A 20,820-nucleotide genomic window follows, 5' to 3' on the forward strand; every position below is an offset into this window, starting at 1 on the left:
TGCCTCCTTAGGTCTGGATGGAGTTGGCCGGGGGCCTGGTGACCCTGGTGGCCTGCCCGGCGCCGCCTTCGGCCCCGGTCTCGGCCCGGGTCTCGGCCTTGGCGCCGGCTGCGGAGCCGGCTTCGGTACCGGTTTCGGTCTCGGAGCCGGCTTCGGCTTTGGCCTCGGCCTTGGCCGCCACGGTCTCGGCGTCGGTCGCCGGGCTGGTCGTGGCGCCGGCGCCAGCCGCCTGGTTCGGGTAGAGCCGCCGGTCGCGCAGCAGCACCCAGGTGCCGAAGATGGTCACCGCCATCGCGCCGAAGTAGAGCGTGGACGAGGCGCCGAGCAGCGCGCCCCCGGCCACGGGGCCGGCGAAGAAGCCCAGGTAGCGGAGTTCCGCGAAGCCGAAGTAGGCGCCCTTCCTGGAGTCCGGCGTGATGGTGTGGATCACCGTGTCCGGCATCGGGAAGAGCAGCGCCTCGCCGATCGTCCAGAAGACGACGCCCACGAAGAGCAGCAGCAGATGCGTCTCCAGCCCCCGGAAGAAGACCGCCGCCAACATGAAGGCCACACAGCCGAGCAGGGCGAGCCGCTGCTGCGTCATCCGCTTGGAGAGCCAGGTGGCCGGCCACTGCATCGCGATGGCCAGCGCGGCGTTGAGGGCCAGCAGCAGCGAGAAGTAGGTGACCGCGTCCTCACCGCGCACGTTCTTGATGTACAGCGGGATGATCGACTCGAACTGCGAGAAGACCAGGAACAGCACCAGCCCGGCGGTCACCACCTTCAGCAGCAGCCGGTCGCGGACCGCCACCCGCCAGCCGCCGTCCTGGCCGTCGGACCCGTCCCGCGGGCGCAGGTCGAGGGCGCGCAGCGGCTGGGCGCGGGTCAGCACCAGCAGGTAGTAGCCGGCGAAGATCACCGCCGGGGTCAGGAAGATCATCCAGTTGGCCACGGCGTAGAGCGCGGCGCCGCCGAGCGGCCCGACGGTGGCCGCCAGGCAGAGCGTCACATAGCGGATGCGGAAGACGGCCTCGCCGGAGCCGGTCGCGGCCAGCGACAGCAGCTTCTTCATCGCCGGCTCGGTGAGCAGCCGGCCGACCCCCAGCAGGCACACCAGCACGATGATCAGGGAGAGTTCACGGGTCACGGCCAGTGCCGCGTAGGCGCCCACGTTGAACAGCAGGCCGGACTGGATCAGCCGCACGCCGCCCAGCCGGTCCGTCAACAGCCCACCGACGGCGCCGCCGAACGAGGAGACCAGGGCCACGCTGCCCACCACCAGACCGATCTGGGCCTCGGAGAGCGTGGAGATGTCCGAGAGGTAGAGGGCGAGGAAGGGCAGCGTCGCGAAGAACGCCAGCCCGTTGAGCAGGCTGCCGACCACCAGCAGGCGCAGGGTGGGGTCGGCGTGCCAGGGCACCTCGGCCTCGGCCGCGTCCACCGCCGGGGCGGCGGGGGCCTTGGCGTCGCCCGCCGCGGCGTCGGCGGCCGGCCGGCTCGCGTCCTCGGTCCTCCGGGGGTTCTCGGTTCCCCGGGTTTCCTGGGTTTCCTGGGGGTCCCGGGGCTCCTCGGGCTCCTGCGTCATGACCGCTTCCCTTCCCACGTGTTCACCGGGTGGTCGGGTGGCGTGCGCACCTCGCCGTCCCTGACCCAGCCGCGCATCGCGGCCTCGCCCAGTGTCCGGTCCACGGCCTCCGACGCCTCCTGGGACGTGCCGCGCGGGCGGGTCAGCGCCAGGGTGGCGGTGTCCTCCGTGCACGACAGGAGCGTCGCCGACCACTGCCCGGGCAGCAGGGTGATCAGCCGTAACGCGGCCGTCTCCGGGGCGGCCCCGGGCGGGGACCCCGGGGTGGCCTTGATCCGTACCTGGTGTCTCTGCATCGTGTTCCTTGTGAGGGTGGTGGGGATGTCACCTGGGGGCGGTCCGCCCGGGACACACCCGGCGGGGCGCGGCCACCGGGGCGGTGAGCGGGGCGGGGCGGTGAGCGGGGGCGGCGGCTGCTGTCGGGGGGACGCGCCGGGTGGCCCGGGCGGCCGGCCGGACCGTTGCGGATTCCCTGCTCGGGCCGGAAATCCGACGGGCTCGGCCAACTTGCCCACTGGGCCGGGACATTCGTTCGACGGCCGGTTCCGGTGTGTTTGGACGGACGGAAGTCCGGGGCGGTCGAGGCGCGGGGCGGAAGGTGATCGACTTTCGGTGGCCGACACATTCCGGCCCGGTCAATTCACGGTCGGAAGCGGGAATCCCACGGGAATGATCGTGGCGGGATCCGATTCCGCCGCCAGGCGGTGGTGCGGGTGGTGCGACGGCGCTCCGTGGTGCTCCGGGGGCGGCGCCCCGGCGACTGCCAAGCGGTGCTCCGGCAGTGCTCCGGCAGTGCCCCGTGACGCTCCGGCCGTGCGGGTGCCGGGCCGCGGAGTCGGCGGGCGCCCCTGCGGGCACTGGGCTGCGGGGGCTCAGCCCCAGTCGTGGACGTCGGGGTCGAGGTCGTCGTCGGTGGCGCCGAACACGCCCACCACCGGGCCGTGGTCGGCGCCCACCGCCGTGCTTCCCTGGTCGGCGGATCTGACCGACCATTCCGGTCCCGGTGCGGCGGCGAATGCGGTGCCGGCGCCCGCGAGGGCCAACGGGACCGTTCCGAACAGCGAATACAACACGAACTGACGGAGCTTGAACCTGTCGTTCGCGAGAGCATTACCGCGAGCCTGGATTCGCATGATGTCCCCTTCGGAGCAGTTCGGTTGCCGCGTTCTCGATGGGGACAACTCTGCCGCCGCGAAGGTCGATAATCGATGGGCAGCCAACGCACCTTCCTGCATTCTGCGCGGCCACTTGTTGCATGGTGGACGCCGCCCCCTGGTCAACCGCCGCGCCGTCCGCCCGGCGTCCGCCCGCCCGGCGTCCGCCCGCCCGGCGTCTGCCGCGCCCTCCGCCCGCCCGGCGTCTGCCGCGCCGTCCGCCCGCCCGGCGTCTGCCGCGCCGTCCGGCCGGCGGTGGACTCAGCTTGGGGCCGGGCCGGTCAACCTGGCGGGGTCGAAGAGGTCGATGGGATGCCGGGTGGCGCCGTCCAGGGCCAGCTCGGCGAGGATCTCGCCGACCACCGGAACGAACTTGAAGCCGTGCCCGGAGAAGCCCCCGGCCACCGTGACCGACTGGTACCCAGGATGCCGCGCGATCACGAAGTGGTCGTCGGAGGTGCTGGTGTACATGCAGGTGGCGGCGTGCAGCAGCCGCCCCGGCAGGGTGGGCAGCAGCCGGCCGGCGTGTTCCGCCATGGCCGCCGCCTCGTCGGGCCGCACCACCCGGTCGATGGTCTCCGGCGTGCACGCGCCCTCGCCCATCCGGTAGAACGCGACCTTGGCCCCGCCCTCCGGACCGTCGATCGCCGGGAAGCCGTAGAGCTGGGTGCCGTCCGACTCCTCCCAGATGTAGATCGGGTGCCGGTCGGGCAGGAACGGCGTGACGCCCGCCGGGCCGCTCGGCTCGAACCAGTACATGACCTGCCGTTCGACGGCGAACGGGACGCCCAGCGAGGCCAGTTGCCCGGGCGCCCAGGCGCCGGGGCAGAGCACCAGCTGGTCGGCCGTGTAACGGCCCAGCGGGGTGCGCACCCGGACGCCGGCGCCGCCGGGCAGCTCCTCCCAGGACGTCACCGGCTCGTCGAAGCGCAGCTCGGCGCCGGCCGCCGTGGCCGCCTCGATGCCCGCCCGCACCGTCTCCTCGGGGCGGACCAGACCGGCCCGCTCCTCCCAGAAGGCCACCTCGCCCGCGGCCGGGGTGAGCGTCGGGAACCGCGCCCGCACCTCCCGCGCGTCCAGCAGCTCGTGCGGCAGGTCCCAGTCGCGCGCGGCGGCCAGCGAACCGGCCACCGTCTGGCTGTCGGGCGCGCCGATCATCAGCCCGCCGCAGCTGAGCAGCAGCTCGCGCCCGCTCTCCTCGGCCAGCTCGGCGAACAGCTCGTAGCTGCGCAGCAGCAGCGGCACATAGGCGGAGCCCTCGAAGTAGGACTGGCGGATGATCCGGGAACCCCCGTGGCTTGAGCCCCTGGCGTGCGCCGGGCCGAACTGCTCCAGGCCCAGCACGCGGGCGCCGCGCGCGGCCAGTCGGTGCACGGCGGCGCTGCCCATGCCGCCGACGCCCAGCACGATCGCGTCATAACTGGTCGAGGCCATGGCCCTGACGCCTCCCTCTCCTCCGACTCGCTCCCGAGCGCCCCGCCCGGCGGCGCGGGCCGGCACCCGCCGGTCACCGGAAGTCTGTCAGGGCCACCCCCGGCCGGCGGGGGGCGCCCGCCGTCACGCGCCGGAGCCGGGGACGGCAGACTGGGCGCATGCGCATCAGGAGCGCCACCGACGAGGACCTGCCGCTGCTGCGGGACATCGAGCGCGCGGCGGGCGAGCCCTTCCGCACGCTGGGCATGACGGAGATCGCGGACGACGAACCACCCGGCGTGGCCGAGCTGGCCGAGCACCTGGCCGCCGGGCTGGCCTGGGTCGCGGTGGACCAGGACGATTGGCCGATCGGCTATCTGATCGCCGAGTGGGTGGACGACGAGGTCCATGTGGCGCAGGTCTCGGTCCATCCCGAGCACGCCCGCCGGCGGATCGGTCGCGCGCTGCTGGAGCACCTCGCCGGGTACGCGCGGGAGCGGGGCGCGCCCGCCCTGACCCTGACCACCTTCGCCGACGTGCCGTGGAACGCGCCCTACTACCGCCGGTGTGGCTTCGCCGAGCTGGCGCCGGAGGAGCTGGGGCCCGAGCTGCGCGCCGTGCGGCGGCGGGAGGCGGAGCTGGGCCTGGACCGCTGGCCCCGGCTGGCGATGCGCCGCCACCTCCGCTGACCCCCGGGCGTCCGGCCTGGCGGGGCGCCGGCGGCGTGGTCCGGGCCCCGGGCGTCCGACCTGGCGCCGGTCCCGGCCTCGGCCCGCGTCTGAACCCCGGCCCCGGTGTCGGCCTCCGCCCCGGCTCCCGCGCCTGGCCGGGCGCCCCGCCGCGGTCTGGGCCCCGGTGTCCACCTTGGCCGGCGTGCCCGCTCGATCCCGGCGCCCGCACTGGCCCCGGCCCGGTGGGCCGCACCCGGCCCCGGCCCTGGCGCCTGCCCGGGGCGGGCCGGCCTCCGCCCCGGTCCGCCCGGGTCGGTCGGGGACCAGGGTCAGCCCAGCCGGGTGTCGCCCAGCGCGATCAGCAGTCGCCGGAGGGCGGTGTTGAGCACCTCGCGCTCGGCCTCCGGCAGCGCGGTCAACAGCCGCTCCTCGTTGGCCAGATGGGCGACCACCGTGCGGTCCACCAGGTCGAGCCCCGGGTCGGTGAGCCGGACCCGGACGGCCCGCCGGTCGCGCGGATCGGGGCGGCGCTCGATCAGCCCCTTGTGCTCCAGCCGGTCCAGCCGGTTGGTGATCGCGCCTGAGGTGACCATCGAGGAGAGCACCAGCTCGCTCGGGGTCAGCTCGTGCGGCGCGCCGGCGCGCCGCAGCGTGGCCAGCACGTCGAACTCCGCGTTCTCCAGCCCGTGCGCGGTGAAGACCGGCTTCATCCGTTTGTACAGCAGCGTCGAGGCGCGGTTGATCCGGCCCACGAGGGCCATGGTCTCCAGATCGCCGAGGTCGGGCCGCTCCCGCCGCCACTGCGCCGTCAGCTCGTCCACGGCGTCCGTGGCCCTGTCCGGGTCGGCCGCCGGCCGCTCTTGGCTGTCCTTCATCGGGGTCGGTCCTTCGGGTCTCGGGAGGCCGGGCCGGCCGGGGGTGTGGGAGCACTAGCTTAACCTTCAGCTACTTGACGTAGGGGAATCCCGGGTGCAAGACTACCCTAAGTTAGCTCAACGTTGAGAAGATCACCTTTGAGAAGACCAGCCTTGAGAGGTTGGCCTCCGGAGGCGGGAGCGAGAGGAAGTGGTGGTCATGGCGGAGCGCGAGTCGCGGCGCGGGGCGCCCGGCGTGTGGCGGCGGCTGGCCGGTCGGCCCTGGGCCGTCGCCGGCCTGGCGGCGCTCGGCCCCGCCGCCTGGGGGACGACCTTCGTCACCACCACCGAGCTGCTGCCGCCGGGGCGCCCGCTGCTCTCCGCCGCGCTGCGCGCGCTGCCCGCCGGGCTGCTCTTCCTCGCCTTCACCCGCCGGCTGCCCCGGGGCGAGTGGTGGTGGAAGGCCGCGGTGCTCGGCCTGTTGAACTTCGGGGCCTTCTTCCCGCTGATCTTCTACGGCGCCTACCGGCTGCCCGGCGGCGTCGCCTCCACGATCGGCGCGCTCTCCCCGCTGCTGGTCGCCGGCTTCGGCCTGGTGGTGCTGAAGGTGCGGCCGGGTCGGGGCACGGTCCCGGCCGCGCTGGTGGGGGTGGTCGGCGTCGCGTTGCTGGTGTTGCGCTCGGAGGCGGCGCTGGACGGCGCGGGGATAGCCGCGCTGCTGCTGGCGACGGCGCTGATGGCGCTGGCCGTGGTGCTCGCCAAGCGCTGGGGCCGGCCCGAGGGGGTCTCGCTGCTCGCCCTGACGGGCTGGCAGTTGACGGCCGGCGGCCTGATGCTCGCCCCGGTGGCGCTGATCGTCGAGGGCGCGCCGCCGGTGCCGACCGCGAGTCATCTCGTGGGGTACGCCTACCTGGGGCTGATAGGCACGGCGCTGGCCTACGCCCTCTGGTTCCGGGGCATAGAGCGGCTGCCGGCCTCGTCGATGTCCTTCCTCGGCCTGGCGAACCCGGTGGTCGCCGCCTTCGCCGGGCTCCTCCTCCTGGGGCAGTCGCTGACCGGCTGGCAGGTGGTCGGTCTGCTGCTGGTCCTCTCGGGGGTCCTCTGGGGGCAGCGCGCCGGGCGGGGCGGCCGCCCGGTGGCGGCCGGGTCGGCCGCGGGCTCCGGCCAGCGGGCGGAGCGGGTGCCGGCCGCCGCGGCCGGCGGCTGACGGTCCGGGCCGTGGGCCGCTCGGCCGCTCGGGGCGACAATGGCCCGGAGACCGGAGATCAGGGCTGACGGAGGGCCAGGTGAGGGCATGTCCGTGGTGAACGCGCGGGCCGCGCTGTACGAGGTGCTGGACGAGCGCTTCTCGACCGGCTGGTGCGACCGGGGAGACCGGCAGTTGGAGACGTTGCACCGCGGCTCACGCTGGGCGGAGGGCCCGCTCTACCTCCCGGCCGCCCGCGGCCTGGTGTGGAGCGACATCCCCAACGACCGGCTGCTCCGCTGGGACGAGACCACCGGGCAGGTCGGCGTGTTCCGCGCCCCGGCGGGCTTCCCCAACGGCAACACGCTGGACGGCCAGGGCCGGTTGGTCACCTGCGAGCAGGGGAACCGCCGGGTCACCAGGACGGAGCACGACGGCTCGGTCACGGTGCTCGCCGAGCGGTTCCAGGGCCGCCGGCTCAACAGCCCCAACGACGCGGCGGTGCGCTCCGACGGTTCGGTCTGGTTCTCCGACCCGGAGTTCGGCATCAGCAGCGACTACGAGGGGCATCGGGCCGAGAGCGAGATCGGCGCCCGCAACGTCTACCGGGTGGACCCGGCCTCCGGCGAGGTGCGCCTGGTGGCCGACGGCTTCCTCGGCCCGAACGGCCTGGTCTTCTCGCCCGACGAGAAGCGGCTCCTGGTCTCGGACAGCGTCGCCAACCACATTCGTTCGTTCACGGTCCTGGACGACGGCACGCTCCGGGACGACGGCGTCTTCGTCACGTGCGTCCAGGGCAAGTTCGACAACATCCGCTTCGACGACGCGGGCCGGCTCTGGGCGGCGGCCCTGGAGGGTGGCGTCCACTGCTATCACCCGGACGGCACGCTGCTCGGCCGGCTGCTGGTCCCCGAGACGGTGGCCAACATCCGGTTCGGCGGCCCCCGGCGGAACCGCATGTTCATCGCCGGCACCACCACGATCTACTCCCTGATGACGAGCGTCACCGGCCTGCCGCCGCTGCCCGGCGTGTACCCGACGCGGTCGGCCGAGCGCTGACCCGCGGGGGCCGCGCGAGGTCCGGGCGGGGCCGGGAAGCCCGATGGTCGTGAGCACCCTCCGGGATGGCGTAGAGTTGAGATCACGACGCGGGGTGGAGCAGCTCGGTAGCTCGCTGGGCTCATAACCCAGAGGTCGCAGGTTCAAATCCTGTCCCCGCTACCACGGTTGGTGGGCCCGATGCCTAGGCATCGGGCCCACTGCTCGTTTGTGGCCCCGCCCCGGCGGCCCGCTCGTCGGTCGTGCCGCGCGCGAGCGCCTCGGTCGTGCGCGGGAAGGGCGGTCGCCGGATCGGCCCCGCGCCCCGGCGCACCTCCGCACCACCACCGTTCACCACCGTCGGCGGGCCGTCGGCCCGGCGGAAGTCCTGGCGTTGCCCCCGCTATATGGGGGGCGACCGGTCGCCCCGTACCGGCAGACTGGACCATCCGATCACCCAGACCAGCTGATCACCGAGAAAGGAACCACCGTGGCGAAGAAGGCACCCCAGCCGCAGCGCGGCAGCAACTTCCAGCCCAGGCAGGGCTTCCGCCCGCTGACCGAGGCCGAGGAGGTCACCCCCGACCCGCAGGGCAACCGGGCCCAGCGTCGGGCCGCGGCCAAGGCCGCGAAGAAGGGCCTCACCCCGGCCGAGCCGGCGGCCGAGGAGACGGAGAGTGCGGAGGGCGCCGGCGAGGAGGCCCCGCCCGAGCGGGGCTGAGGGACGGCGTTGGGATCGACGCGCGCCCCGCGACGATCCGAACGACCGCTCCTGACCCGCGAGTCGATCGCATCCTGATCCCACCCGAGCAGAACGACCGCCCTTTCGACCTGGTCCGAAAGTTCGTTCCGTTCGGGTGGCCGGTCGAACGGGTGTCGCGGGTGGGAGGAGGAGGGGTGACCGGGCCGACGCCGGGGGTAGCGTCCGGGGTGCCAAGTGCCGGGTCGCTCCTGGAGGACATGCATGTTCCCGACAACTCCCTTGACAGGTATGGCCGTTGACGGCCCGGGGGTGGGCTGGTGATGGCGGAGGAGAACGAGTCCATCGGGCAGCGGATGCGCCGGGCCCGACTGCGTCTCGGCCTGACCCAGGCCGATGTGGCCGCCCGCCTCCGGCGGACCCAGAGCTGGGTCTCCAAGGTGGAGAGCGGCGACATCGAGCTGGACCGGGCGAGCGTCATCAACGCGCTCGCCGGCGTGCTGCACATCCACCCCAACGAACTGATCGAGCGCCCCTTCAACGGCAGCACCGCGGAGAACCAGTGGCGGGTCTCGGCCGCGATGACCCTGCGGGAGCTGCGCCGCTACGACCTGACGCCGAGCTTCGAGGGCACCCCGCGCTCCTCCGCCGCGCTCTGGGCGGCGATGCGCCGGCTGCACCGGCTGCGCGACGACGCCGACAACACCGGCATCCTCAGCCTGCTGCCCGACCTGCTGTGCGAGGCACGGGCGTTGGCCGAGACCTCGACCGGCGGCGAGCGCGAGGCCGCCTTCGCGGTCTACGCCGTCGCCTGCAAGTTCGCCCACACCTCGGCACACGCCCTGGGGCACCCCGAGTTGATCACCCTGGCCGCCGAGCGGGCCACCTGGGCCGCCGAGCGGTCCGGCGACCCGCTGCTGCCGGCGGTCGTCGACTGGATGCGCGCCTGGGACATGTGGGCCACCGCCGACTGGGAGGACGCGCTGGCGCTGGGCGACAAGGCGCTGCGCGGCGCCGCCGAGGCGTACGAGCGCGGTGATCCCCCCGCCCTCCGGGTCTGGGGATCGCTCCAGCTCCGGGCCGCCGTCTCGGCCGCCAGGGCCGGCAACGCCGGCGAGGCCGGGCACCGGCTGTCGCTGGCCGGCGAGGCCGCCAAGCGGGTCGCGGTGGCCGCCCAACTTCCCGACGACCGGCACTCGTTGACCTTCAGCGCCGGCAACGTCGGCATCCACGGGGTGAACATCGCCCTCGAACTGAGCCGCCAGGACGAGGCGTTGCGGCTGCACCAGCGGCTCGACCCCTCGGTCGTCGCCGCCCTGCCGGCCTCCCGGCGCGGCCACTACCGGATGGACCTGGCCAGGGCCTACCTCTGGTCGGGCCAACGAGAGCTGGCGGTGGCCGAGTTGTCGGCTGCCGAGCGCACCGCCCCGCAGCTGGTCAGGAACCATCCGATCGCCCGGGCCACGCTGCGGCGGATCATCTGCGGCGAGCGGTCCGGGGTGCGGGAGCAGCTGCGCCGGATGTCCGCGCGGTTCCACCTGCGGGCCTGACGGTGGTCGGCGGCGGCCGATCGAATCAGAGCCGCTGAACAGCTCGTATTCCTCTCCCTCATGCTGATAGTAATGACATGGGTACTTTCGGTAGCGGGTCGCTCGCCAGAGATGCCGGAGGTGCTTTGTGCAGACGGAACTTCCCTATCCAGCGTGGCTGCCTACCGCCGACCAGGGCGCGCGGGTGCTGCCCTGCGGCAGGTGGTTCGACGCGGTCAGGGCGGGCGGCCCCGAGGGGGCCAGGGCGATCGCGCGGCTCGGCGACCGGACCGGCCCGGTGATCCATCTCCCGGCGGAGCACGCGATGTTCTGGCTGGTGCCGGTGGGTGCGGCCGAGGGCTGGCGGCTGCCGGGGATCGCGGTGCTGGGGGCCGGTGAGCGGCTCACCGTCCCCCCGCCGTCCCGCAGTGAGGGGCCGTGCGCCCGCTGGTTGATCCCGCCGCGCGGCTTCTGCCTGACCGATCCCGCGGTGCTGCACGCGGTGTTGGCGGTGGTCGCGGTGGGCGGTCGGCGCCCCCCGGACGCCTATCGGACCGTCGAGTGCCACATCGGGGGGCATCGTTCCTGCACCAAGGCGGTGGCCCCGCCGCCGCCGGTGGGCATTCCGGTCATCTACCTGGCCTGCGACTGCTGGTGCCACCAGCACTGACCCGGCGCGGGCCGGGGCGGGGCGGGCCGGAACGAGGGGCGAGGACGAGGGGACGGGACGGGGGAGCGGTGGGCGGCCTGGCCGATTGCCGCCTGTCGGGAAGTGGGCGGTCCTTCGCCGGCCGCATTGTCAGACCCATACGCCAGCATGGGGGTATGGCAGACCTCGTCATCCACGATGAGTGGCAGCTTCCCGCGTGGACGGAGTCGGTGGGGCCCGGTTGGGCGGCCCTGCTGGCCCGGCTGCACCAGCAGCTGTTCGCCCTCGCCCCCGACTACCGGATCGAGAAGTGTGAGCGCGGCCTCGGCGGCCTGCGGATCTGCGTCGCCGACCGCTTCGACGACCAGGGCGACTTCGACGGTCAGTGGGCCGACCTGGCCACCCAGTTGACCGACTCGACGGAGACCGCCTCCGAGCGCACCTGTGAGCTGTGTGGCGGTGCCGGCCGGCCCCGGTTCCGGGGCGGCGGCGGGGAGGTCTGGATCACGGCGCTCTGCGACGGTTGTGCCAGCGACCTCACCCGCCGGGCGATACCGGGCGCCTCGCCGCTGCCGCCCGGCCGGGTCCGCTGAGCCCGGCCGGCGCGGCCCGGGCTCGGCGGACCCGGGTTCCCGCCCTCAGTGCGCGGTCTCCGTCGGCCGCACGGGCGCCGTGGTGAGCACCAGGTCGTGGTCGCCGGTGTAGCTGAGCCGCAGCGTGCTCGCGCCCCGGGTGACGAGCGGATAGACATCGGTCCGCGCCCGGTCCACGGTGTCCCCGCCGATCCGGCCCAGCGGGATCAGCGTCCCGTCCGCCGCCCGGACCAGCAGGTTCCAGCGGCCGTGCGGCGCGGCCAGCGCCCGCTCGTAGGGGATGGTGAGCTGCACCCGCCCGGTCGGCAGCAGCCGCAGTGGCATCTCGAAGTCCAGTACGTCCGGCTCCTGTTGCCGCACGCCGACGGCCAGCTCCGGCGGCGGCCCGTGCGGGGTGGCGGTGATCAGCGCGGCGTCCTCGTCCAGCGTGATGTCGGCGACCTCGGCGTGGGTGGGCCGCTGCCAGGTGCGGATCGTCAGGTTCCCCTCCTTGGTGGTGTAGGGGATCCACGCGGTCACGCCGTGCTCGCCCACCGTCGGCACCGCGTCGACCAGGGCCGCCTGCTCCACCCGGTGGGCGACCAGCCGGCGGGCCCTGGCCGCCGTCGAGGCGGTCACGTAGCAGTCCCAACGCCCCTCGGCGAGCTGGTGCTCGGCCCGGTCCACGGCGCCCCGGCCCTCCCGGTCCAGCGGCAGCCGCAGCTGCCGGCCCTCCGGGTCGTCCCGCAGCCGCAGCACCAGATCGCCCGGCTCGGCCGGAGCCAGCGCCACGGTGAAGCCACCGGCCGGCGTGGCCACGCAGTGCGCCGCCGGCCGGGCGGGCGCCTCGGCGCTCGCCGCCACCACCAGCCGCCGGTCGGGCCGGCGGCGCAGCCGGGTGCGCAGCCGCCGCAGCCCGCCGCCGCGCGGCCGGGCGGCGAACAGCTCCTCGTACGCCTCGGCGACCACGGCCGGCTCGTAACGGGCGGCCGTGCGCACCGCGTTCGCGGCCATCTCGCGCCGGCGCCCCCGGTCGGCCATCAGCGCGCCCAGCGCCTTGGCCAGCCCGTCGGCGCCCTCCTCCATGGGCACCAACAGCCCGTCCGAACCCGGGGTGATGATCTCGCTCGGCCCGTAGGGACAGTCCCGGGAGACCACCGGCAGCCCGCAGGCCATCGCCTCCACGATGGTCAGTCCGAAGGACTCCCAGGACGAGGAGACCGCGCCGATGGCGCCCTTGGCCCACTCGGTGTCGATCGGCGCGACCGCGCCCATCAGCCGGACCCGCCCGGCCAGCCCCAGCTCGTCCACCTGCGCCAGCATCGGGTCCCGCAGCGGCCCCCGCCCGTAGATCCGCAGCTCCCAGTCGGGGAAGTCGGCGCGCAGCCGGGCGAAGGCGTCGATCAGCACGTCGTAGCGCTTCTGGGCGACCAGCCGGCCGGCCGCCACCACCAGCCGGCTCTCCCCGGTGGCCGGGCTCACCGCCGCCGCCGGCGAGGAGTTGGGGATGTGCCGGATGCGGCCGGCGGCCTCCGGCAGCGCGGCCCGGTAGGCCGCCGCGTCGTGGCTGGAGACCGGCGCGAAGGCGTCCAGCTGGGCGACGGCGGCCAGTTGCAGCTCCCGGTGCCCGGCCTCCTCCCGCACCCGCAGCGTGGAGTGCTCCTGCCCGATCCGCAGGTACCGCCCCGGCACCCCGTACCTGGCCAGGTAGACGTTGAGCACCGGGCGGGTGCTGATCACCACGTCCGCGTCGCAGTGCGTCAGGTAGTCCGCCATCCGCTGGTCGGTCAGCGCGGACACCGAGCCGACCGAGGCCGGGAAGAGCGCGCTGGGCTGCCCGGCGGCCGGCAGCTGGAGGTCGGCTGAGCCCTCCCGCTGGTCGATCAGCCCCACCATCCGAACCCGGTGGTCGAAGTCGAGGCCCGGGGTGTCCCGGTGGCAGTAGAGGCTGGCCACCGTGACGCTGTGGCGCTCGGCGAGGGCGGCGGAGAGGTTGGCCACCGAGCGGATGGTGCCCCCGATGCCATAGGCGTTGTGCAGCAGAAAGGTGATCTTCACGGTCTCCGCCTGAGTTCCGGTGCGGCGGCGCCGCCCCGGACGGGCGGCGGCCCAGGGTCGAGTGAGCCGTCCGACGAACGTGTCGAACGCGGCAGATGGTGACACAACGAACGGGGGTGCCCATGCGGCCCCGGTCGGCGGCCGGTGGCCGAACCGGCTTGCCCCGGCGCGGTCTTGACGGGCCGGGCCCGGCCCGCCGGCGGGCCGTGGTTCATCCGTACCGGTGACGTCCACCCGCCGTCGAGCGGCTACCGCCCCAGGGGACCAGAGGCCCCGCGTCGCCGTCCCGGCCGCGTCCGGGCCGGGTCCCACGCGTCCCGGACGCGGGTGGCCGCGGCTACCAGCCGGCGGCCAGCGGCAGGCGGGCCAGGGCGTGCGAGCGGACGTTGGTGGCCCAGCCCGGGGCGCCGAAGCAGCCGGGACGCAGCCGCGGCAGCAGGGTGGTCAACGCGACCGTCAGCTCCAGCCGGGCCAGCGGGGCCCCCAGGCAGTAGTGCACGCCCTGCCCCAGCGCGAGCTGCCCGGCCGGATCGGCCCGGCGCAGGTCGAAACGGTCCGGCTCCCGGTACCGGCGCGGATCGCGGTTGGCGGAGGCCAGACCGAGCAGCACGGTGTCCCCGCGCGGCACGGTGACCCCCGCCACCGTCAGCGGCTCGGTCGCGAAGCGCCGCAGCGCCATCAGGTTCGGGTGGCCGTGCCGGAGGAACTCCTCGACCGCGCCGGGCAGCAGCGCCGGATCGGCCTGGAGCGCGGCCAGCTGGGCCGGCTCCCGGCTCAGCGCGAGCAGCCCGGCGCTCAGCGTGTGCCGCACGTTCTCGATGCCGGCGCCCAGCAGCAGGAAGGCCAGTGAGACCAACTCGTCCTCGGACAGCCGGTCGGCCTCGTCCCGCGCGGCGATCAGCGTGGAGAGCAGGTCGTCGCGGGGTGCGGCCCGCCGGTCGGCGACCAGGGCCAACAGGAAGCGCCGCACCCCGGCCAGCGCCTCGGCGGCGGCCCGCGCGCTGGGCGGCGTCAGCAGGGTGGAGATCCAGTCGGCGAACGGCCGGCGGTCGGCCTCCGGCACCTCGAACAGGTCGCTCATCACGGTCAGTGGCAGCGGGCCGGTGTACTCCGCCACCAGGTCGGTGGTGAGCCGCTCGGCGTGGCGCCGCGCCGCCGCCTCGATCGCCGGACGCAGCGCGGCGACCCGGCGCGGGGCGAAGCCGTGCGAGACGAGCCGGCGCAGCCGCAGATGGTCGGCACCGTCCAGGTTGAGCAGGTTGGCGTCCAGCTCGGGAGGCAGGGCGAAGCCACGCCAGGGGGTGCGGGCGTGCCGCTTGCTGACCGAGAGCCGGGGGTCGGCGAGCAGTGGGCGCACGTCGGCGTCCCGGGTGACCAGCCAGACCGGGGAGCCGTCGGGCAGCGCCACCCGGTGCACCGGCGCGGCCTCGCGCAACGCGGCCAGCGCCGCGTGCGGGTCGGCGGTGAACCGCTCGGTGAACGGCTCGGGGAGGCGGGGCGGCGTGCGCGTGCTCATCGCGCCCATTGTCCCCGGCCCGAGACGCCCGCGGCACCGGGTGGGGAGGCGGGTGGAACTGCGGGACGGCGTGCCGGTGGCTAGCGTGGAGGGGACAGACCGGCGCGAAAGCCGCGCCCCGCGCCTGGTGCGCGGGGCGCGCACGCCGCCCTCGCGAGCCGTTCAGGAGGTCGCTCTGATGCCCACCTATCCCGAGGGGGTGCCCTGCTGGGCCGACGCCACCCTGCCCGACCTGGCGGCGGGCAAGGCGTTCTACGGCGAGCTGTTCGGCTGGACCTTCGACGAGGGCGCCGCCGAGTTCGGGCACTACACCCAGGCGTTCTCGGACGGCGTTCCGGTGGCCGGTCTCTCCCCGCAGCTGCCCGGGCAGGAGGTGCCGCCGGCCTGGGTGCTCTACTTCGCCTCGCCCGACGTGTCGGCCACCGCCACCCGGATCAGGGAGCAGGGCGGCCAGCTGCTGGCGGAGCCGATGGAGGTGGGCGACCTGGGCGCGATGCTGCTGGGCTGGGACCCGGGCGGAGTGCTCTTCGGCGTCTGGCAGCCCGGCCGGCACCGGGGCTTCGGCAAGGTGGACGCGCCGGGCGCGTTCGTCTGGAGCGAGGTCGTCACCCGGGACCCGGAGGCGGCCGACGCGTTCTTCCCGAAGGTCTTCCCGTTCCGCGCCCGGCGGATGGGCGGCGACGAGGGGATGGACTACCGGGTCTGGAACGTCGGCGACCAGATGGTCGGCGGGCGCTACTCCCCGGCGCCGGACGAGCCCACCGTCGCGCCCCGGATCGACGTCTACTACGCGGTGCCGGACTGCGACGCCGCGGTGGCGACCGTCGAGCGGCTGGGCGGCACCGTGCGCAACGGGCCGACGGACAGCCCGTTCGGCCGAATGGCCGCGATCACCGACCCACAGGGCGCCTCCCTCTCCGTGATCGACGTGGCCACCACCAAGGGCGAACCCCCGCCCCTGGAGCCCTGACCGGCCTCGGGCCCGTCCGCCATGGCGACCCCGCCGGCGGTCAGTCGAACGAACTCGGCTCGCCCGCCGTGACGAACTCCCGCAACACCGCCGGGTCCTCGTACGCCTCCTTCAACAGCGCGCCCAGCGTCCGCAGCGCGGCCGCGTCCTCGCCGTAGGCGACGAACATGCCCGCCTCCGGGTCGAAGCTGATCCGCTCCCCGATCTCCGGCGCCCGGGTGGCGACGGCCGCCCTGGCTATGCCGGCCCACGCGTAGCCGTTGGACTCGTGCCCGAACTCCGCCAGCACGCCTTCCACGGCGAACATGGCGTCATCCGTGAGCATCAGGCCGTAGTGCCCGGGGCGGTGGCTGTACTCAAGGAGGACGAGGGGGGCGAAGGTCTCACGGTCTGTCATGCGGCCGACCCTAGCCGCGGGGTCTGACAGCAGCCGCTGACCCGCTGCTTCAGCCGGCCGGTTGTCCCTGACGGGGTGTCGGTCACCGCCCGGCGCCTGGTCGGACTCCGCGGGCACGGCCTAGGCTGCGCTGATGCGACGTGGGGGCGGCGGGGGCCGGCGGGCGGGACTCGGGCGGCCGTTCCACACGCTGTGGGCCGCGGCGGTCGTCAGCAACATCGGGGACGGCGTGACGCTCGCGGCGGCACCGTTGCTGGTCGCCTCGCTCACCGACAGCCCGGCCCTGGTGGGGTGGGCGGTCTTCGTGCAACAGCTGCCCTGGCTGCTGTTCTCCCTGATCAGCGGGGTCTTCGTGGATCGCCTCGACCGGCGACGGCTGATCGTGGTGGTCAACCTGCCGCGCGGCGCGCTGGTCGGCGGCCCGATCGCCGGGGTGTTGGGGGTGACCGGGCCGTTCTGGCTCGCGGCCGGGGTGATGGCGGTGCTGACCGCCGTGGCCTGGCGGCCGTTCGGCCGCCGGGTGGCCCAGTCGACGCGTGGCGGCCCGGGTGGGGCCGCCGCCGGCGGCGAGACTGGGCGGGCCGGTGCCGGCCCGGCCGACGGGTGGGAGCCGCCGCGGGACGACGAGGCCGCGCCCGGGCCTCGCTAGCGGCCGGCGGGGCGGTCGCGGCGCCCGCGTTGTCCACAGGCTGTGGACAACATCGCCGGCCCGGCAATCCGGGCCGCGTGGTTGAGCGCGGGCCGCCGCTTGGGGAAGAGTGCCCCTTTGGATCACATGTCCGGTAACGGCAGCTACAGCAGGGGAGTCAGCCGATTATGCGATTGATGCGCGTGGGTGAGGCGGGACGGGAACGACCGGTGCTGGTGGCGCCGGACGGTCAGGGCTACCGCGACCTGCGGCCGGTCACCGACGACATCGACGGCGCCTTCCTGGCCGCGCTGACCGAGGACCCGGGACTGATCCCCGACCTGTCCCTGCTGCCCAGCACCGAGATCGACGGGGAACGGCTGGGCGCCCCGGTCGCCCGGCCGTCGGCGGTGCTCTGCGTCGGGCAGAACTACGCGGCGCACGCCGCCGAGTCCGGGGCCGAGCCGCCGCGGCAGCCGATCATCTTCTACAAGTCGCCGAACACCGTGGTCGGCCCGCGGGACGACGTGCTCATCCCGCGCGGCGCGGAGCGGACCGACTGGGAGGTGGAGCTGGCCGTGGTGATCGGCCGCCGGGCCCGCTACCTGGACTCGGTCGACGACGCGCTGGCCCACGTCGCCGGGTACGCGGTCAGCGACGACGTCTCCGAGCGCGCCTTCCAGCTGGAGGACTCCGGCGGGCAGTGGTCGAAGGGCAAGAGCTGCGAGACCTTCAACCCGCTCGGCCCGGTGCTGGTGACCGCCGACGAGGTGCCCGACCCGCAGCGGCTGCGGATGCGTTCCTGGGTCAACGGCGAGCCCCGGCAGGACTCCACCACCGCCGACATGATCTTCTCGGTCGCCACCCTGGTGCACCACCTCTCCCAGTACCTGGTCCTAGAGCCGGGGGACATCGTGAACACCGGGACGCCCGAGGGCGTCGCGCTCTCCGGCCGGTTCCCCTACCTGGCGCCGGACGACGTGGTGGAGCTGGAGATCGAGGGGCTGGGCCGGCAGCGCTCCGTCTGCCGCCCGGCGCCCTGACCGGCGGGGGCGGGCCGCCGCGCCGCGCGCTGCTACGGACGTTCCCGGCTTCACTCTTTCGAGCGAGTCTGGAGCGGGCGCGGCCGGCGGCGGGCCGGGAAAACAGCGGGTCGGGGGCGGTCGGGCCCATCCCGCGCGCCATGTCGCCGTCGGTGGCTCCTGGTTAGGTTGGCGCCATGGCTGAGACCTCCTCGACGCCCCATGTGATCCGCGTCCGCTTCGACGGTGGGCCGCGCCATGGCCGGACGGTCGATCTCCTGATCACCGGGCAGGTGCCGCTGCCGCTGATACTGGCCGCCGGGCGCGGCCGGGAGGAGGACGCCGGCTCGGGTCTCTACCAGCTGCGGTCCACGGAGGGCGGCGGCACGCGGTACGCCTGGATCGACGACCTCCCGGCGCGGAGTTGACGGGCGTGGCGCCGCCGGCTCTGGTCTGGTACGCGGCCTACGGCTCCAACATGTGCACCGAGCGGCTCGACTGCTACCTCAGGGGCGGCCGCCCGCCCGGCGGGGTGCGGACCCACCCCGGCTGCCGGGACCCGAGCCCACCGGTCAGCTCGGCGCCGGTGACGCTGCCCGGCGCGCTCTACTTCGCCACCGAGTCGGCGGTCTGGAGCGGCGGCCGGGCGTTCCTCGACCCGGACGCCGAGGGACGCACGCCGGCGCTCGCCCACCTGCTGACCGTGGGGCAGTTCTCCGACCTGGCGGCGCAGGAGATGGGCCGGCCCGTCGGGGTCGACCTCGATCTCGAAGCGCTGCTCGGCTCCGCCGACCGGGCCCGCCTGGGGCCGGGGCGCTACGAGACGCTGGTGCGGGTGGGCGTGCTGGCCGGGGTGCCGATGCTGACCTTCACCGCCCCCTGGGGCCTGGCCACCCACCCGGGGAACCCGCCGGCCGCCGCCTACCTGCGGACGCTGGGCGCCGGGCTGATGGGCGGGCACGGCTGGTCGGCCGAGCGGGCCGCCGCCTATCTGGCCGGCCGGCCCGGGGCCAGCGAGTGGTGGACGCCGACGACGGTCCGGCGGCTGCTGGCCGGCTAGCCGACCGCGCCTCGCGGCGGCCGCCCCGCACCCGGTGCGGGCCGACTCAGCCGGCCTGCGCCAGGTGCGGGCGGATCTGGTCGGCGGTCAGCACGTAGCCGGTCTCCGAGTGGGTCACCGAGCGGGCGAACACCATGCCGTACACCTGCCCCTCGGTGGTCAGCAGCGGTCCGCCCGAGTTCCCCGGGCGGACCAGGCCGCGCACCGAGTAGATGTCGCGGCTCACCACGCTCTGGCCGTGGATGTCCTGGCCCTGCGCCGTGGTGCGGCTGGCCACCGTGGCGGCCCGCAGGTCGAGGCCGCCGTTCTCCGGGTAGCCGGCGACCACCGCCGGGTCGCCCCGCTCGGCGTCCTCGGCCAGCTCCAGCACCGGGGCCTGGAGCCCGGGCACCGCGAGCACCGCCACGTCGATGCTCGGGTCGAGCAGCAGCACCTGGGCCTCCAGGCGCTGCCCGACGCCGCCGACCTGGGCCGTGACCACCGTCGCGCCGTCCACCACGTGGGCGTTGGTCACCACCCGCTCCGGGGCGTAGACGAAGCCGCTGCCCTCCTGCCCGCTGGAGAAGCCGGCGCTGGCGGCGATCTTGACCGTGCTCTGCTCGGCGGCTATCGCGGCGGCCTCGGTGACGTTGTCCCCCGAGGGGGGCGGCACGTCGACCGTGGGGTCGTTCTCGAACGGGTTGAACACCTGGGGGAAGCCGGCGTCGCTCAGCGCGTGCGTGGCCCGGCTGAACCACGTCGGGGCCTGCGCCGGCATCCGGTCCTGCACGGCGCCGAGCAGCGCCGAGCCCTGCACCTCGCGGTTGAGCCCGGGCGACGGCGTGGGCACCAGGGCGCTGGCCGCGATCCAGGCCACCAGCAGCACGCCCACCGCGTTGAACGCCGCGCCGCCCGCGCCGTCCAGCCAGCGGGCCGGCGCCCAGCGCACCGCGTTCCGCAGGCGCAGCGCCAGCGGCCAGGCCAGCGCCTGGCCCACCGCCGCCGGCAACAGCACCACCAGCAGCGCGACCACCGTGGCCGCGACCGATCCGGGGGTCAGCTCGCCGACGAAGAAGGGCAGCAGCCAGACGCCCAGGGCGGCGCCGCCGACGAACCCGGCGAGCGAGATCACCCCGGCGAGCAGCCCGCGGTAGAACCCGGAGACCGCCGCCGCGAGCGCCGCGACCAGCAGCAGCACATCCAGCGCGTTCACCCGGCACCCCCCTTCGCCCCGTTCGTCGGTTATGGAACGGCAGGGCCGGAACGAGGGTTCCCGGCGGCACCTGGCGACCAGTGACGGTCATGAGCTTCGCTACTAACGGTGATCGACGATCGTAGTCGATCGGCCGCCGGGCGCGACGGGGAAGCCCGGTGCTCAGTCGAGGTCGAAGAGCGGACCGGAGACGGTCAGCCCGAGGTCGTCCCCGGCGTGCGCGAAGAAGGCGAAGAGCATCAGCGCGGCACCGGCCAGCGACAGGTCCTTGAGGAACTGCACCAGGCTGTTCTGCCGCGCCTCGGCGTCCTCCTCCCGCCAGAACCGGTGCATCAGCAGCGCGGTCGGCAGCAGGAAGACCAGCAACAGCAGCGCGCCGAGGTCCGCCCACACGCCCAGCAGCACCATCAGCCCGCCGACCAGCTGGAGCAGCCCGGAGCCGAAGACCGCGAGCCAGGGGAACGGCACCCCCTGGGAGCCGGCGTACCCGGCCATCGCCTTGGTCTGGGTGAGGTGGCCGATCGCCGAGTTGAGGAAGAGCAGCACGAAGAGGATGCGGCCGATCAGTACGAGCACGTCCATGGGCACCTCCTGGGCAGGGGCAGACGCCTGCTGTCACCGTGCGGCGCCGGCCCCCGCCGGGCAAC

The 20,820-nt window shown here is 74.7% G+C and carries 21 protein-coding genes, 1 tRNA gene and 1 pseudogene; 13 read left to right on the forward strand and 10 right to left on the reverse strand.

Features of this window, described 5'->3' with window-relative positions:
* Window positions 1–7: 7 nt before the first annotated feature.
* From RM844_RS24605 to solA, 4 genes are all read right to left on the reverse strand, one after another.
* Window positions 8–1,564, reverse strand: a complete 1,557-nt coding sequence (locus RM844_RS24605; RefSeq protein WP_311669552.1) for an MFS transporter — start codon at window positions 1,562–1,564, stop codon at window positions 8–10.
* Window positions 1,561–1,860: a hypothetical protein gene (locus RM844_RS24610; protein ID WP_311669553.1), complete on the reverse strand. Its 300-nt coding sequence runs from the start codon at window positions 1,858–1,860 to the stop codon at window positions 1,561–1,563. The genes RM844_RS24605 and RM844_RS24610 overlap by 4 nt, the downstream gene beginning before the upstream one ends.
* A 576-nt stretch (window positions 1,861–2,436) precedes the next feature.
* Entirely contained in the window at window positions 2,437–2,697 is a 261-nt protein-coding gene (locus tag RM844_RS24615) for a hypothetical protein (protein ID WP_311669554.1), read from the reverse strand.
* 282 nt (window positions 2,698–2,979) lie between these two features.
* Complete coding sequence (gene solA, locus RM844_RS24620) at window positions 2,980–4,152, reverse strand: N-methyl-L-tryptophan oxidase (protein ID WP_311669555.1); 1,173 nt, start codon at window positions 4,150–4,152, stop codon at window positions 2,980–2,982.
* A gap of 143 nt (window positions 4,153–4,295) precedes the next feature.
* Between solA and RM844_RS24625 the strand changes: the two are divergent.
* Window positions 4,296–4,820 (forward strand): annotated as a pseudogene (locus RM844_RS24625) (GNAT family N-acetyltransferase); the annotation flags it as partial.
* 311 nt (window positions 4,821–5,131) lie between these two features.
* Here the strand turns inward: RM844_RS24625 and RM844_RS24630 are convergent.
* On the reverse strand, window positions 5,132–5,677 hold the full coding sequence (locus tag RM844_RS24630) for a MarR family winged helix-turn-helix transcriptional regulator (RefSeq protein WP_311669556.1): 546 nt from the start codon (window positions 5,675–5,677) through the stop codon (window positions 5,132–5,134).
* A gap of 199 nt (window positions 5,678–5,876) precedes the next feature.
* Between RM844_RS24630 and RM844_RS24635 the strand changes: the two genes are divergently transcribed.
* From RM844_RS24635 to RM844_RS24665, 7 genes are all read left to right on the forward strand, one after another.
* Window positions 5,877–6,863: an EamA family transporter gene (locus tag RM844_RS24635; protein ID WP_311669557.1), complete on the forward strand. Its 987-nt coding sequence runs from the start codon at window positions 5,877–5,879 to the stop codon at window positions 6,861–6,863.
* An 87-nt stretch (window positions 6,864–6,950) separates the two neighbouring features.
* Entirely contained in the window at window positions 6,951–7,901 is a 951-nt protein-coding gene (locus RM844_RS24640; protein WP_311669558.1) for an SMP-30/gluconolactonase/LRE family protein, read from the forward strand.
* Between the two features lie 88 nt (window positions 7,902–7,989).
* Window positions 7,990–8,066, forward strand: a tRNA-Met gene (locus tag RM844_RS24645).
* Window positions 8,067–8,370: 304 nt separating this feature from the next.
* Window positions 8,371–8,601 carry a hypothetical protein gene (locus tag RM844_RS24650; protein ID WP_311669559.1) on the forward strand — a complete coding sequence of 77 codons (231 nt, stop codon included), beginning with the start codon at window positions 8,371–8,373 and terminating at the stop codon, window positions 8,599–8,601.
* A 302-nt stretch (window positions 8,602–8,903) separates the two neighbouring features.
* A complete protein-coding gene (locus RM844_RS24655; protein ID WP_311669560.1) occupies window positions 8,904–10,130 on the forward strand; it encodes a helix-turn-helix domain-containing protein in 1,227 nt (408 codons plus the stop codon).
* Between the two features lie 127 nt (window positions 10,131–10,257).
* Window positions 10,258–10,779 carry a hypothetical protein gene (locus RM844_RS24660; protein ID WP_311669561.1) on the forward strand — a complete coding sequence of 174 codons (522 nt, stop codon included), beginning with the start codon at window positions 10,258–10,260 and terminating at the stop codon, window positions 10,777–10,779.
* 155 nt (window positions 10,780–10,934) lie between these two features.
* Complete coding sequence (locus tag RM844_RS24665) at window positions 10,935–11,351, forward strand: hypothetical protein (RefSeq protein WP_311669562.1); 417 nt, start codon at window positions 10,935–10,937, stop codon at window positions 11,349–11,351.
* A gap of 45 nt (window positions 11,352–11,396) precedes the next feature.
* Here the strand turns inward: RM844_RS24665 and RM844_RS24670 are convergent, their stop codons facing one another.
* Entirely contained in the window at window positions 11,397–13,388 is a 1,992-nt protein-coding gene (locus tag RM844_RS24670; RefSeq protein ID WP_311669563.1) for a glycosyltransferase, read from the reverse strand.
* A gap of 337 nt (window positions 13,389–13,725) precedes the next feature.
* A complete protein-coding gene (locus RM844_RS24675; RefSeq protein ID WP_311669564.1) occupies window positions 13,726–14,904 on the reverse strand; it encodes a cytochrome P450 in 1,179 nt (392 codons plus the stop codon).
* Between the two features lie 178 nt (window positions 14,905–15,082).
* Here RM844_RS24675 and RM844_RS24680 point away from each other — a divergent pair, with 178 nt between their 5' ends.
* On the forward strand, window positions 15,083–15,874 hold the full coding sequence (locus RM844_RS24680; RefSeq protein WP_311669565.1) for a VOC family protein: 792 nt from the start codon (window positions 15,083–15,085) through the stop codon (window positions 15,872–15,874).
* A 40-nt stretch (window positions 15,875–15,914) separates the two neighbouring features.
* On the opposite strand, the gene RM844_RS24685 is transcribed toward RM844_RS24680, so the two are convergent.
* Complete coding sequence (locus RM844_RS24685; protein WP_311669566.1) at window positions 15,915–16,271, reverse strand: immunity 51 family protein; 357 nt, start codon at window positions 16,269–16,271, stop codon at window positions 15,915–15,917.
* 133 nt (window positions 16,272–16,404) lie between these two features.
* Here RM844_RS24685 and RM844_RS24690 point away from each other — a divergent pair, with 133 nt between their 5' ends.
* The 4 genes from RM844_RS24690 (at window position 16,405) to RM844_RS24705 (ending at window position 18,981) form a co-directional block, all read left to right on the forward strand.
* The gene (locus RM844_RS24690; protein ID WP_311669567.1) at window positions 16,405–16,920 is read left to right on the forward strand and encodes an MFS transporter; all 516 of its coding nucleotides are present in this window, start codon (window positions 16,405–16,407) and stop codon (window positions 16,918–16,920) included.
* A 167-nt stretch (window positions 16,921–17,087) separates the two neighbouring features.
* On the forward strand, window positions 17,088–17,942 hold the full coding sequence (locus tag RM844_RS24695) for a fumarylacetoacetate hydrolase family protein (RefSeq protein ID WP_311669568.1): 855 nt from the start codon (window positions 17,088–17,090) through the stop codon (window positions 17,940–17,942).
* 176 nt (window positions 17,943–18,118) lie between these two features.
* Window positions 18,119–18,349, forward strand: coding sequence for a hypothetical protein (locus tag RM844_RS24700; protein ID WP_311669569.1), 231 nt, complete (start codon window positions 18,119–18,121; stop codon window positions 18,347–18,349).
* 50 nt (window positions 18,350–18,399) lie between these two features.
* Window positions 18,400–18,981: a histone deacetylase gene (locus RM844_RS24705; protein WP_311669661.1), complete on the forward strand. Its 582-nt coding sequence runs from the start codon at window positions 18,400–18,402 to the stop codon at window positions 18,979–18,981.
* Between the two features lie 46 nt (window positions 18,982–19,027).
* Here RM844_RS24705 and RM844_RS24710 read toward each other — a convergent pair whose 3' ends face one another.
* Together RM844_RS24710 and RM844_RS24715 are read right to left on the reverse strand one after the other, a co-directional pair.
* Window positions 19,028–20,173 carry a MarP family serine protease gene (locus RM844_RS24710; RefSeq protein ID WP_311669570.1) on the reverse strand — a complete coding sequence of 382 codons (1,146 nt, stop codon included), beginning with the start codon at window positions 20,171–20,173 and terminating at the stop codon, window positions 19,028–19,030.
* Between the two features lie 162 nt (window positions 20,174–20,335).
* Window positions 20,336–20,755, reverse strand: coding sequence for a DoxX family protein (locus tag RM844_RS24715; protein ID WP_311669571.1), 420 nt, complete (start codon window positions 20,753–20,755; stop codon window positions 20,336–20,338).
* Window positions 20,756–20,820 lie beyond the last annotated feature (65 nt).

Source organism: Streptomyces chisholmiae (assembly GCF_031845445.1).
GTDB classification, from domain to species: domain Bacteria; phylum Actinomycetota; class Actinomycetes; order Streptomycetales; family Streptomycetaceae; genus Streptomyces; species Streptomyces chisholmiae.

Excerpts from the sequence above, each read along its gene's own strand:
- RM844_RS24665 (WP_311669562.1), top strand. The coding sequence starts at position 10,935 with ATGGCAGACCTCGTCATCCACGATGAGTGGCAGCTTCCCGCGTGGACG.
- RM844_RS24610 (WP_311669553.1), bottom strand. The coding sequence starts at position 1,860 with ATGCAGAGACACCAGGTACGGATCAAGGCCACCCCGGGGTCCCCGCCC.
- RM844_RS24655 (WP_311669560.1), top strand. The coding sequence starts at position 8,904 with ATGGCGGAGGAGAACGAGTCCATCGGGCAGCGGATGCGCCGGGCCCGA.
- RM844_RS24635 (WP_311669557.1), top strand. The coding sequence starts at position 5,877 with ATGGCGGAGCGCGAGTCGCGGCGCGGGGCGCCCGGCGTGTGGCGGCGG.
- RM844_RS24680 (WP_311669565.1), top strand. The coding sequence starts at position 15,083 with ATGCCCACCTATCCCGAGGGGGTGCCCTGCTGGGCCGACGCCACCCTG.
- RM844_RS24615 (WP_311669554.1), bottom strand. The coding sequence starts at position 2,697 with ATGCGAATCCAGGCTCGCGGTAATGCTCTCGCGAACGACAGGTTCAAG.
- RM844_RS24630 (WP_311669556.1), bottom strand. The coding sequence starts at position 5,677 with ATGAAGGACAGCCAAGAGCGGCCGGCGGCCGACCCGGACAGGGCCACG.
- RM844_RS24705 (WP_311669661.1), top strand. The coding sequence starts at position 18,400 with ATGTGCACCGAGCGGCTCGACTGCTACCTCAGGGGCGGCCGCCCGCCC.
- RM844_RS24700 (WP_311669569.1), top strand. The coding sequence starts at position 18,119 with ATGGCTGAGACCTCCTCGACGCCCCATGTGATCCGCGTCCGCTTCGAC.
- RM844_RS24675 (WP_311669564.1), bottom strand. The coding sequence starts at position 14,904 with ATGAGCACGCGCACGCCGCCCCGCCTCCCCGAGCCGTTCACCGAGCGG.
- solA (WP_311669555.1), bottom strand. The coding sequence starts at position 4,152 with ATGGCCTCGACCAGTTATGACGCGATCGTGCTGGGCGTCGGCGGCATG.
- RM844_RS24715 (WP_311669571.1), bottom strand. The coding sequence starts at position 20,755 with ATGGACGTGCTCGTACTGATCGGCCGCATCCTCTTCGTGCTGCTCTTC.
- RM844_RS24695 (WP_311669568.1), top strand. The coding sequence starts at position 17,088 with ATGCGATTGATGCGCGTGGGTGAGGCGGGACGGGAACGACCGGTGCTG.
- RM844_RS24605 (WP_311669552.1), bottom strand. The coding sequence starts at position 1,564 with ATGACGCAGGAGCCCGAGGAGCCCCGGGACCCCCAGGAAACCCAGGAA.
- RM844_RS24685 (WP_311669566.1), bottom strand. The coding sequence starts at position 16,271 with ATGACAGACCGTGAGACCTTCGCCCCCCTCGTCCTCCTTGAGTACAGC.
- RM844_RS24640 (WP_311669558.1), top strand. The coding sequence starts at position 6,951 with ATGTCCGTGGTGAACGCGCGGGCCGCGCTGTACGAGGTGCTGGACGAG.
- RM844_RS24690 (WP_311669567.1), top strand. The coding sequence starts at position 16,405 with ATGCGACGTGGGGGCGGCGGGGGCCGGCGGGCGGGACTCGGGCGGCCG.